Genomic DNA, 10,800 nt, shown 5'->3' with positions numbered 1-10,800 from the left:
ACCTAGAAGCCTACGCGGCTGCGCGGGCCCGCCCAGCCGCGTAGGCTTCTAGGTGTTCCCCCAGCATAAAGAGCAGCAGCACCATGGCCGCTTCGGCGGTCTCTCCCAAAAACAGTGCTCCGATGGCAGCCACTGTCATCAGGGTTTCGATTGCAAAGGGGGAGCCGCTTTTCGTGAGCGCCCACGCTTTGCGAGAGATGGGCCACAATCCCCACAAGGTCGCCAAGGTAAACAGTGGCTGACCGATGGTGGAAGGCAACAGTGCAGCGACTAGCATCAAGCCTGCCAGCGAGAGTGGTTGCCAATATTTACCGAGCAGCGCGAATGAGGGGGGCAGAGGGCTGGTGGACTCTGGTTGGTGACCGCCCTCTCCTTTGAGCTGAAACCCTGCCGCCAGCACCGCCGCAGTAATCGGATCGGGAGAACGGCCGGGGGCCAGATCCACCACCAGCTTTTCCGTGGCAAACAGCACTTTCGCCTGCTCCACGCCGGCCACTCGGCTGACGGCGGTTTCGATCTTGCGGGCACAGCTCGGGCAGTCCATCCCCAGCACTTGCCAACTGTGGCGATTCGCTGATCCCAAGAGGGGTGGCGGTGGCGCATCAGTTGGCGCGGCCTCGGTATGCTCATGATGGTCATGATCGTGACCATGATGTGGATCCCCCGGCCCATCGCCGTGATCCTGTGGTTGCTGGCGATGAGGGGAGACGCTCGCACGGTCACTGAGCGTGGTTGCCGAGTCGTGCGCCTCGTGTGGACGCCCTGGGGGCGGCATGGCTTGCGGATTAGCGGCCGCGGGTTGCTGGTTGCAGCAGGATTTGCTCATGATGGCTTCCTCTGTTGGGGTTCGCCCCTGCGAGACCCTAGGTAACGAGTGCTAGGGTAAACCTTGGTGTTAGGTCTAAGGTCAAACTGTTTTTTTATGACCACAGTCATGCTTATCCCTGATATTGGCGGGTGTTTATGACGCCCTCCCATGCCTATACTGGGCCCCCCTCTTTTTACACCATAACCAAAAGGACATAACACATGAGCAACACTGTTACCCTCAAAGGCACAGCCGTTTCCGTAGCTGGCCACTTCCCGACCGTTGGCGAGCAGGCCAAACCCTTTGCACTGGTCGGCAAAGACCTCAGCGATGTGACCTTGGCAAGCTTTGCTGGTCAGCGCAAGATCCTCAATATCTTCCCAAGCGTCGATACCCCAACCTGTGCCACCTCCGTGCGCAAGTTCAATGAGCAGGCCAGCGGGCTGGCAAATGCCGTGGTGCTGAGCATCTCTGCTGACCTGCCATTCGCGCAGGCGCGTTTTTGTGGCGCAGAAGGGTTGGATAAGGTCGTCACCCTCTCCACTCAGCGCGGTGCGGCGTTTATGCAAGACTACGGGGTGGCGTTCTCCTCTGGTCCGCTGGTGGGGCTGACTGCTCGCGCCATCGTGGTGCTGGATGCAGAGAACAAGGTGCTGCATAGCGAGCTGGTGGCCGAAGTGGCCGACGAGCCTAACTACGCAGCGGCGCTAGCTGCCCTGTAATACCTCGCGGGTGTGAACATCCGGCCTGCCCTGTGTACACAGGGCAGGCCGTTTTGTTATCTGTCGCGTGGCGCCACGTCGATTGAGCTAAGTCCCGCCCTTTTACTTCTGGCGATGCGCTGGCTAGACTGCCGCTTCGATCTCAATGACTCGCCTGATCCCATGACCTTTGACGACCTTGGCCTGCGTGCCGACCTGTTAGCTGCCCTCCCTGCCTCGTTGCAGACCCCTACCCGCATCCAGCAGTTGGCCATTGCCCCCGCCCTGGCAGGAGAGGATTTGCTCGCGCTTGCGCCAACCGGCAGCGGTAAGACGATGGCGTTTGGCCTGCCGTTGTTGCAGCAGCTCCATGCCACGACCGATCAAATTCAGGGGGTGATTGTGGTGCCAACCCGTGAGCTCGCCGGTCAGGTGAGCGCTACGCTGCACCCGCTGGCCACTGCAAGGGGGCTGCGCCTAGTGACGCTGTGCGGCGGCGTGGCACAGGCAGAACAGCAGCTGGCATTGGCACAACGGCCGCAGCTGCTGGTGGCGACGCCAGGGCGGCTGCGGGATCTGCTGGTGCAGCAGCTGCTGAGGTTGGATGGGGTCCACCATTTGGTGCTGGATGAGGCAGATCGTCTGCTGGAGATGGGATTTTGGCCCGATATTCAGGCGCTGCTCGGCGTCATCCCCGCCACCCGCCAAACCCTGCTGTTCTCTGCCACCTTGCCGGCGGCGCTCGACAGTCTGGCGATGGGTTTGCTGCGCGCACCCATCCGGATCGAAGCCGATACGCCCAATCGGGTAGCCAGCGCCATCGAGCAACGGCTGTTTTTGGTCAATAAGAGCAGCAAAGTGCCCGCCCTGATCCAGTTGCTCAAGGATCAGCCATGGCCTCAGGTGTTGGTGTTTATCAGTGCACGAGATGATGCCGATGGGGTGGCTCGCAAACTGGCTAAAGCGGGCATTACGGTTGCCGCGCTCCATGGCGAGAAAACGCAAACGGTACGTGAACAGGTATTGGCGGACTTTAAAGCGGGCAAGCTAAGGGTATTAGTGGCCACCGATGTGATGGCGCGTGGGATCGATATCGCGGCGCTGGCATTGGTGATCAATCTGGATCTGCCAGCCAGTGCCGCTGTTTATATTCACCGTATTGGCCGCACTGCTCGGGCTGGGCAGCGTGGGATGGCCATATCGCTGGTCTGTCATGGCGAGCATGACACCCTGCAGGCGATCCGCACCCTGACCGAGCAGGCGCTACCGCTTGAGGCGCTCGCCGGTTTCCCTGTGACTGACCTGCCCGCCAGCAGCGAGCGCAAGCGGCCTCCTCGTGACAAGCAGGCCAACCGTCGCACCACCAGCAAACGCAGCGCCAAGCAGTTCAAGGGGAAGGGCTAGCCTACGGCTGGCCCTGCTCCCGAGCGAAGAAATCCTGTCGCCATTGGCTGATCACCGCGTCCCGATGTTGCTGCCAATCGGCCCCAGCCATCCCCCCCTGACTGGTTGTTAGCTGCTGTTCAAGGGCTGCCAGCTGCTGCTGATAGCGGTCACGCTGAGCCAGCTGCTGCTGACGCTGGTTGGCAAACTGCAACGTGGCCTCGGCGTTGGCGGCGGGCAAGAAGTGCTGAGCCAGGGTTGCCAGCTCATCATCGCCCCACAGTTGTCGAGCTTGGAGCAGGCGGGCATCGGGGTTGAACAGATCGCTGGCCAGCGCCGGATACTGGGCTGCCCACTGGTCTTGCAATGCCGTCAGTGCTGCCACCCGCTCGGCTAGCGGTAGCTGCTCGCTGGCATTAGCCAGTTCTGTTAATGCCAGTGCATAACGCCCTTGCAGGCCGATCAGGCTCTCCTTGCCATCCAACCATTGCGCTTCCAGCGTTGCCAGATTGGCCAGCCGCTCGGCCAGCGGTAGATCGCTGCGGCTGATCTCGCTGGCGAGCTGCTGACTCATCTCCTCGGGGATTGCTTGCCAATCCGCTGAGGGCGCGGCGGTTGCCACCGGTGCCGGTAGACCCTGCGCTGGCGGGGTCTGGGCGGTCGGCGTGGCCGAACCGCTGGGGGCGACAGCATGCGGCAGCTGTCGCTGGGGCGACACTGACTGTGTGGGCTGCGGTTCGCAGGCGAACCACCCCAGCAGGCAGGCCAAAGGCAGCAGCAGGTAACGACGTCTCATCGTGTGATCTCGCCTTTGACGGGGAAGTGGTCGGAGAGATTGCTGGCAGGAAAGAGCGTGCTATCGCTGCTACGGGGAATCCAGACCACGTTACTATTTTGGCGGGCCGCACCATAATCACGGCTGACGACCAGATAGTCGAGATACTCGATATTGCTACCACCGGAGAGGGCCTGACCCGCATACGGGTTGATTCTGGGATCAAAGGTGGCCTCGGTGTAGCCCCCGTAGGTCGGTTCGCTCGCGTTGAGATTGGTCAGCATATTAGCGTAATCGTCGGCAAATTTACGCTTGTTGACGTTAAAGTCGCCGCCATAGATCACGGTATCGGTGCGTGGGATCTTGAGGCTGGCGGCGAACTCGCGGATCTGGCCAAACTGGGTCTGCCGCAGCTTTCTGGCCTCATCGGTATCGAAACTGGCGGTGTGGGTTGCAAACAGGTGCCATGCTTTGCCGCCTTTGATCACCTCGGCATAGACCACCCCTTTGTCGGCGAAGCAGTCGGTGCCGCTGCAATCGGGGTAGACCCGCTGTGCTTCCCGCACGATGGGGTAACGGCTGACGATCACGACTCCGCCATCGTGGACGTTAGCACCCGGTTGGTCGAGCACCTTGGTCTGATAGGGATACTCTTTCGCCAGCGCTTGCAATAACCCTTCGCGGCGGCCATCAAACGCCTCTTGCAGCAACAGTGCATCAAAGCCCTTGAGGTGTGCTGGCAGCAGGGCCAGCCGCTCACCAATGCTAGAGGCCACCATCGGCAAGGCCCAGACGTTATAGCTGGCAACTTTGAGGATGTGGGGGGCGGGTTGTGGCTGCTCCTGCGCCAGTGGTGGCGTTAGCATGTAGTGGAGGTCATCATAGCGACCGGTAAATTTGGCGGAGAAGGCCAGTTCTTGCGGCCCTTTAACACGGTAAATCGTGCGATCATTTTTCCAGCCGGAGCTGGCAGTTGGGGTATCCCCGCTATGCAGTAGGTTACTGCTCAGTGAGGTGCCTTCGATCTGCTGGTTCAGACGATACGTATCGCCTCCCGCCGTGGTAACCCGCGTTTCAAATTGGTAAGACTTGCCGGCTTTTACCCCCTGATAACGGTTGATGCTAAGCACGACCGCACTCTCCCACGGGGCAAGCGTCTTCTTATGCTGTACCCACTCGCTCCCTTGCTGTAATTGAGCACTGCCCGTTTGACGTACCTCTAATTGCAGGGGGGCTGCACTGTTATTGGTGAGATAGACATCGGTATCTGCCAGTGCAGAGAGTGCGACTGGGCTGATCAAGAGAAGGGTGGCGTAACTGATTTGTTTGTACATCTTAGTTCCTTTGGAATTTGACATGGTGTCAAACGAATATTTTCCAGCGGAAAAAAGACACTAAAATTACAAAATTATTAATATGGAATGGAAAGCGTTTCGTTTTGGCTGCGTGGGGATTGACGTGGTATTACCTAACCGGTTCGGTGTCGGTGGCGGGCTCAAATAGCAGGCTGGCGCTGGCCCCTTCACCGAGCGCAAGCAGACCACGGCATGTCAAGCCTAGCTTGGTGAGCAGCGCGATCGAACGGTCGTTACCCGGTGCCACAATGGCGATGACTCGGTTAATACCGAGTCGCTCACGGCCATCTTGTAGCGCGGCTTGTGCGGCTTCTAGGGCGTAACCTTGGCCACGATAGTTGGGCAACAAGGCATAACCGATGTCTTGACAGGGCAGGGTGTCTCGTTTGATTAGGCCGCAAATCCCTAGCTTAGCGCCGTCCGCGCGCCGTTCGACCAAGTACAAGCCATGACCATAGCGGCTATAACTGACGATAGGTCCTTGCTGGATGTACTCCTGCGCTTGCGCCAAGGTATGGATCCCGCGATCACCAATGTAGCGATAAAAGTCATGGTCATTAAGTAATGTGAGGATAAACGGGGCATCTAGTGTGGTCAGCTCACGCAGTTGCAAGCGCTTGGCGATGATCATGGTGACGGGTCTCGATAACGACAGCCCAGATCATGCCGCCCACTGCGGGGTCGAGCAAGAAATTATCTCTGCAGTGACAAAAGCAAAGGGGCCGGATCGCGGCCCCTGATGAGTCAGCAAGCCGACGTTCATGCCGCCAGCAACCCAGCATAACCACTGCCATGGTTGCGTAAGTTGATAAATTCAGCCGCACAATCGGCCCACGCCAGCGCGAGCTTATCGGCGACCGGCTGCGGCCATTCGGGCGGGGCAACCTCTGTCACGTCCGATTGTGCGGCGAGCACGATGGCCAGATGAATTAAGCCAGCTTCTGCAGAAAACGTGTCTGCCGCCAGTGGGTTGTAGTGATATTTCACGGCGTTGCAAATGGTGTCAGGAAACTTCCAGAGCCGAGTCATCACAGCACCCACTTGGGCATAGTTAAAGCCGACGACCAGCTCTTCTGCTTTGGCACGCCCTTTGTGCAGCTCTAGGTCATGGATGTGATGTACGGTGTTTTCTGGCAAGCCCACGTGCATGATCAGTCGCCCGAGATCGTGCAGCAGTGCGCAGGTAAACACCTGCTCTGGGGGGATGCCGACTCGCTGGGCTAAACGGCTCGCCAATTCGGCCACGTTAAACACATTGCCCCAAAAATGCTTAAGGTCGATACCTGGGACGGAATGCACTGACTCAGTTAGGCCACAAGCGAGGACCATGTTCCGTACCATGGCGAGCCCAAGCCTGACGGTCGCGTCATTCACGCTCGCAACCTGACGGCTGCAGCCAAACTTGGCCGAGTTGGCTAAGCGCAGTAATTTGGCCGAAATAACGGGATCTTTGCTTATTTGTCTGCTTATTTTCAGTAAATCCGTGTCTTTTTCGTGCAGGGTCTGGATCAGCTCCAGCATGACTTCGGGGATTTTGGGTAAATTATGGGGGTGAGCCAACAGAGAATCTATCGTGGGCATAAGGGTATCCATCCATGTGATGTGTATTCCAGTCTGTTTGCTTGAGCAAACACCCAGTGATTATGGGTAAGAAAGGACGTATTCACAGGAGCCGCTCTGGATTTATCTATCAAGGTGTTGAGCCAGATTGTGTTTATACTGGCCGCCCCCCCTTATTACGAAACGATCATGAACGACCCACAGCCATTTTTTGATGAAGCCAGCTTGCTCGACATCGTGGACAATCAGCTGAGCGACAACCACCCAGCCCATGTGACAGCAACCTTAATGCGGTTGGTGATGACGGGTACGCCCAAAGAGGAGGCGAGACACTATATCGCCTGTGCCCTAGGGGCGGAGCTAATGGCCATGGAGGCTGAACAGGGGCCGTTTAGCTTCGCGCGTTATCAGCAGTTTCTGGATAGCTTGCCTGAGATGCCTTGGGCCGATGAGTGAGCGCTGCGCCCTGCCAAAGCAAGCGCGGCATTCACCTTTCCCTCACGTTAGCGTGTCTAAGCAGCAAACAGATGGCGTCGTGTTTGCTGCTGCCTCCCTTATTGTTGCAGCAGTAGATCGGTGAAGACGATGCCATCGCGCTGTACGGTTTCCCCCACCGTCACCGCGAGCGGGCGCAAGAACATGGGGCCGTCATAAGCGAGGGTGTGAAATTCGCCATTTTCCCCACAAGGATCGACCCCTGCAGGTAAGTCGGCCAGCAGTGCTTGGTCAAATGGTTGGCCCGCGAACTGAGGGGGGAGCTGGTTTGGGTTTAGGCTACATATTCTGGCTTGTAGCCCTGCGGCTATCATCTGCCGCGCGAGCTCATCAGTCTGACTGCCCCACAGTGGAAACAGGGGGGTGATGCCTGTTCCTGCTAACTGCCGCTCGCGATAGGCCCGTACATCGTTAAGAAAGAGATCGCCAAAAGCCATGTGCTGGATGCCATCCGCGACCACCCTGGCAATAAAGTCACTCATGATGCGGCTGTAATCCTCGTTGCTGCAGGGCCACGGCAGGTCGATGGTGATCAGCGGCAAACCGACACACTCGGCCTGTTGCTGCAGTACCTGTTTACGTACTCCGTGCATGGCTACCCGCTCAAACGCTTGGTTGAGAGTAGTAAACAGCCCAACCACCTCGACAGTAGGGTCTTGGCGCAAGAGATACAGTGCCCATGCACAATCTTTACCACTGCTCCAAGAGAGTAATACCCGCTTTTTATTCATCCTGCCTCCTCTGGCTGACTACGTTGTCCATTCTGCAAAGATGCAAGACTATATTGCAAATTGTGCAATTTACATCAAAGGCGGCGCCAGCATACTGTCGACGAGCTTTTATCGGCCGCGATTTTACGCCGGTACAATAACTAAAAAACAACTAAAAAAACGATGGGAAACATATAGATATGTCGACAGATAGTCAGCAGCACTCTCGCCCTCTTAACCGGCAAGATTACAAAACCCTGAGCTTGGCGGCGCTGGGTGGCGCTTTGGAGTTTTACGATTTTATTATTTTCGTCTTCTTCGCGGTGGTGATTGGCGAGCTGTTCTTCCCTGCGGATATTCCTGAATGGTTACGCCAGTTCCAAACCTTCGGGATTTTCGCGGCTGGGTATCTTGCTCGCCCGCTGGGGGGCATTTTAATGGCCCATTTCGGTGATCTGATTGGCCGTAAGCGGATGTTTACCCTGAGTATTTTGATGATGGCGCTGCCGACGTTACTGATCGGCCTGCTACCGACTTATGCCGTGCTGGGCATTGGTGCGCCTATTGCGCTGCTGGGTTTGCGTATTTTGCAAGGCGCAGCCATTGGCGGAGAAGTACCCGGTGCTTGGGTGTTTGTTGCTGAGCATGTGCCCGCCCGCCGGGTAGGCTTAGCATGTGGCACCCTCACTGCTGGCCTGACCGCCGGTATTTTGCTCGGCTCGCTGATTGCAACTGCGGTTAACAAGAGCTTGACGCCCGCAGAGGTGAGTGAGTGGGGCTGGCGAGTGCCGTTCTTACTCGGCGGGATCTTCGGCATTGTGGCGATGTACCTGCGCCGTTGGCTGCATGAAACCCCTGTGTTTGCCGAAATGCAGGCCAACAAGGCGTTATCACAGGAGCTACCACTGAAGACGGTATTGCACAATCACAAAGGCAGTGTGCTGATGTCGATGCTACTGACCTGGTTGCTGTCTGCGGGCATTGTGGTGGTCATTTTGATGACGCCCACTTACCTGCAAAAGGTGCATGGCATTAGCCCTGCCGAGGCGCTGACGGCGAACTCGCTGGCCATTTTGGCGTTGACCGTTGGCTGTATTGTGTATGGCCGATTGGCCGATAGCTTGGGTAGTGGCCTGACCTTTATGCTGGGCTCTCTGCTGCTCGCGGGCGCCAGTTATACCTTCTATCACAGCTTGGCTACTGGCACCGATATGCTGATCCCCTATTACATGCTGGCGGGGTTTGCCGTTGGTATTGTGGGGGCCGTGCCCTATGTAATGGTCAATGCCTTCCCTGCGGTGGTGCGTTTTTCTGGGTTGTCTTTCTCATACAACGTGGCGTATGCCGTGTTTGGTGGTTTGACCCCCATGCTCGTCACCGTGTGGCTTAAGAGTGATGTTCTGGCACCTTCTCACTACGTGGTGAGCCTGTCGGGGTTAGGCTTTGCCATCGGCCTGTATCTCTGGCTGCGACCAGCGCGTCAAGCGTAAATACCCCTCTGATTCTGCCATGGCCCCGATTAATTCGGGGCTTTTGGTATGGTCGGTGTTCAGCGTGGCTGACATAAGATAGCCTCCCATTTGGGCCTGCTATCAGGGGCCCAACACGATTGTTCTCATAGTGATAATTCGAGGCTCAACTATGTTCTTGCAAGTGGTGTTTCTCGCCTTATTGGCGCTCCTCCCGATGGTGAATCCACCGACAACGGCCACCTTGTTATTGGGGCTGAGCAAGGGGATGTCGCGCGAACATGTGCGGCGGCAAGTCAATCTGGCGGCTATCTATCTGTTCTGTACCCTCTGCGTCAGCTTTTTCATTGGCTCTTCGATCTTGGATCTGTTCGGCATATCGATCCCGGGTTTACGTTTGGCAGGAGGGCTGATTATTGGGTTTATTGGTTTTCGGATGCTGTTCCCAGCCCCCAGTCAGGCAAGCGGTGTCGATATCAATCAGAGCATTGCTTTCGTGCCGCTTACGATGCCCAGCATGTGTGGGCCGGGGACCATGGCACTGGTGATCAGTGGCGCGGCCCAAATTGCTGAGCTGCCAGAGCACTACAACCGTGTGACGATTTACAGCGCGATGGTGACCGCGTTTGCGTTGATGAGTTTGCTCAGCTGGGCAGTGCTCAAGCTGGCTGATCCTGTGTGTAAATTACTCGGCGCAACGGGGATCGATGCCATGACTCGGATCATGGGATTTTTGCTGGTCTGCATGGGTATGCAGTTCTGTATTAACGGGATTAAAGAGGTTGCACAAGATCCCGTTTTCCATCAGGTATCGCAGGCTAGCGCCGTCATCTCACCCACGACGCCATAAATGGGCTGTTTGCAGCTTGTATGATGGAACGCAGGAAAAAAATGCTGGAATGTCTGATTATCTACTCTGATCTTGTGTGTGATCATGTTATTAACTGAGGGGCTGGTTAGGCTGTTTTTTATACAAGCCAGTTACGTACTGTAACCGTCCATGATTGTATGAGATCCATTCAATTCAGGAGATATGCCGATGCAAAAGACGCTGACAGAAATAGGAAGCCACAGCCTGTTTCATGAATACCTGAACATGGTTGGCGTCACCAGCCCCTCACTTAACATGATCGATCAGCGTTGGGAGTATCGATACCAAGATCGGCTCGTCGCCCAGATCCAAGTCGATACCCAGGGCAACGCGCGCTACTTTATCGATGCTAGAGCCATTTCGGTGAACTGATGGGTAATATCGCTCGTTAGGCCAAGGGCTACCATTAGCCCGCACGTCAACCGCTAGGCTTAACCGAAACCAACTCACTTGGTTTCGGTTTTTTGTTTTAACGACTTACCGTTGCGCTATCTCACTCATGAAACGGTGCACTGAGCGCGATCTCATCCCCAAGGGATGGGTAGCCAAATTAACCGCAGAGGAGCCTTGTCTCTGGGCTGGGTATTTTTCGCTCGCGCGGGTATAATGCCGCGCAATTTTGCTTTGACTCAGGCGAGAAGCTCCATGTAGCGCAACCCTCTTTTCCCTTTAC

General features: G+C 56.7%; 11 protein-coding genes and 1 pseudogene. 6 read left to right on the top strand and 6 right to left on the bottom strand.

The genetic code is table 11. The features are described from left to right. Nucleotides 1–19: 19 nt before the first annotated feature. Nucleotides 20–826: pseudogene (locus CUC53_RS16085) on the bottom strand (cation transporter); the annotation flags it as partial. Nucleotides 827–1,029: 203 nt separating this feature from the next. On the opposite strand from CUC53_RS16085, the gene tpx reads away from it, so the two are divergent. Further along, nucleotides 1,030–1,530: a thiol peroxidase gene (gene tpx / locus CUC53_RS16080; RefSeq protein WP_100295070.1), complete on the top strand. Its 501-nt coding sequence runs from the start codon at nt 1,030–1,032 to the stop codon at nt 1,528–1,530. A gap of 162 nt (nt 1,531–1,692) precedes the next feature. Then, the gene (locus CUC53_RS16075) at nt 1,693–2,913 is read left to right on the top strand and encodes a DEAD/DEAH box helicase (protein WP_100295072.1); all 1,221 of its coding nucleotides are present in this window, start codon (nt 1,693–1,695) and stop codon (nt 2,911–2,913) included. Nucleotide 2,914: 1 nt separating this feature from the next. Here CUC53_RS16075 and CUC53_RS16070 read toward each other — a convergent pair whose 3' ends face one another. The 4 genes from CUC53_RS16070 to CUC53_RS16055 all read right to left on the bottom strand — a co-directional run bounded on the left by CUC53_RS16070 (nt 2,915) and on the right by CUC53_RS16055 (nt 6,603). Further along, on the bottom strand, nt 2,915–3,688 hold the full coding sequence (locus CUC53_RS16070; RefSeq protein ID WP_100295069.1) for a hypothetical protein: 774 nt from the start codon (nt 3,686–3,688) through the stop codon (nt 2,915–2,917). Then, nucleotides 3,685–5,001, bottom strand: a complete 1,317-nt coding sequence (locus tag CUC53_RS16065) for a sphingomyelin phosphodiesterase (RefSeq protein WP_100295068.1) — start codon at nt 4,999–5,001, stop codon at nt 3,685–3,687. Before CUC53_RS16065 ends, CUC53_RS16070 begins: the two co-directional genes overlap by 4 nt. A 130-nt stretch (nt 5,002–5,131) precedes the next feature. Continuing rightward, the gene (locus tag CUC53_RS16060; RefSeq protein ID WP_100295067.1) at nt 5,132–5,653 is read right to left on the bottom strand and encodes a GNAT family N-acetyltransferase; all 522 of its coding nucleotides are present in this window, start codon (nt 5,651–5,653) and stop codon (nt 5,132–5,134) included. A 128-nt stretch (nt 5,654–5,781) separates the two neighbouring features. After that, nucleotides 5,782–6,603: an HDOD domain-containing protein gene (locus CUC53_RS16055; protein WP_100295066.1), complete on the bottom strand. Its 822-nt coding sequence runs from the start codon at nt 6,601–6,603 to the stop codon at nt 5,782–5,784. A gap of 168 nt (nt 6,604–6,771) precedes the next feature. On the opposite strand from CUC53_RS16055, the gene CUC53_RS16050 reads away from it, so the two are divergent. Further along, nucleotides 6,772–7,038 carry a hypothetical protein gene (locus CUC53_RS16050; RefSeq protein ID WP_100295071.1) on the top strand — a complete coding sequence of 89 codons (267 nt, stop codon included), beginning with the start codon at nt 6,772–6,774 and terminating at the stop codon, nt 7,036–7,038. Between the two features lie 98 nt (nt 7,039–7,136). Here the strand turns inward: CUC53_RS16050 and CUC53_RS16045 are convergent, their stop codons facing one another. Next, nucleotides 7,137–7,808: a Dph6-related ATP pyrophosphatase gene (locus tag CUC53_RS16045; protein WP_100295065.1), complete on the bottom strand. Its 672-nt coding sequence runs from the start codon at nt 7,806–7,808 to the stop codon at nt 7,137–7,139. A gap of 179 nt (nt 7,809–7,987) precedes the next feature. Between CUC53_RS16045 and CUC53_RS16040 the strand changes: the two genes are divergently transcribed. The 3 genes from CUC53_RS16040 (at nt 7,988) to CUC53_RS16030 (ending at nt 10,499) form a co-directional block, all read left to right on the top strand. Then, nucleotides 7,988–9,277 carry an MFS transporter gene (locus CUC53_RS16040; RefSeq protein ID WP_100295064.1) on the top strand — a complete coding sequence of 430 codons (1,290 nt, stop codon included), beginning with the start codon at nt 7,988–7,990 and terminating at the stop codon, nt 9,275–9,277. Nucleotides 9,278–9,428: 151 nt separating this feature from the next. Continuing rightward, nucleotides 9,429–10,106, top strand: coding sequence for a MarC family NAAT transporter (locus tag CUC53_RS16035; protein WP_100295063.1), 678 nt, complete (start codon nt 9,429–9,431; stop codon nt 10,104–10,106). A 189-nt stretch (nt 10,107–10,295) separates the two neighbouring features. Further along, nucleotides 10,296–10,499 (top strand): hypothetical protein, encoded by a 204-nt coding sequence (locus CUC53_RS16030; protein ID WP_100295062.1) that lies wholly within the window; start codon nt 10,296–10,298, stop codon nt 10,497–10,499. The last annotated feature ends 301 nt before the right edge of the window (nt 10,500–10,800 follow it).

Source organism: Aeromonas cavernicola (genome assembly GCF_002795305.1).
GTDB lineage: Bacteria > Pseudomonadota > Gammaproteobacteria > Enterobacterales > Aeromonadaceae > Aeromonas > Aeromonas cavernicola.
Note: the sequence above shows the minus strand (reverse complement) of the source record. Positions and strands in the feature narration are given on the sequence as shown.

What these genes read in the sequence shown, in the direction of transcription:
- tpx (WP_100295070.1), top strand. Translation starts at nt 1,030, where the DNA reads ATGAGCAACACTGTTACCCTCAAAGGCACAGCCGTTTCCGTAGCTGGC.
- CUC53_RS16075 (WP_100295072.1), top strand. Translation starts at nt 1,693, where the DNA reads ATGACCTTTGACGACCTTGGCCTGCGTGCCGACCTGTTAGCTGCCCTC.
- CUC53_RS16070 (WP_100295069.1), bottom strand. Translation starts at nt 3,688, where the DNA reads ATGAGACGTCGTTACCTGCTGCTGCCTTTGGCCTGCCTGCTGGGGTGG.
- CUC53_RS16065 (WP_100295068.1), bottom strand. Translation starts at nt 5,001, where the DNA reads ATGTACAAACAAATCAGTTACGCCACCCTTCTCTTGATCAGCCCAGTC.
- CUC53_RS16060 (WP_100295067.1), bottom strand. Translation starts at nt 5,653, where the DNA reads ATGATCATCGCCAAGCGCTTGCAACTGCGTGAGCTGACCACACTAGAT.
- CUC53_RS16055 (WP_100295066.1), bottom strand. Translation starts at nt 6,603, where the DNA reads ATGCCCACGATAGATTCTCTGTTGGCTCACCCCCATAATTTACCCAAA.
- CUC53_RS16050 (WP_100295071.1), top strand. Translation starts at nt 6,772, where the DNA reads ATGAACGACCCACAGCCATTTTTTGATGAAGCCAGCTTGCTCGACATC.
- CUC53_RS16045 (WP_100295065.1), bottom strand. Translation starts at nt 7,808, where the DNA reads ATGAATAAAAAGCGGGTATTACTCTCTTGGAGCAGTGGTAAAGATTGT.
- CUC53_RS16040 (WP_100295064.1), top strand. Translation starts at nt 7,988, where the DNA reads ATGTCGACAGATAGTCAGCAGCACTCTCGCCCTCTTAACCGGCAAGAT.
- CUC53_RS16035 (WP_100295063.1), top strand. Translation starts at nt 9,429, where the DNA reads ATGTTCTTGCAAGTGGTGTTTCTCGCCTTATTGGCGCTCCTCCCGATG.
- CUC53_RS16030 (WP_100295062.1), top strand. Translation starts at nt 10,296, where the DNA reads ATGCAAAAGACGCTGACAGAAATAGGAAGCCACAGCCTGTTTCATGAA.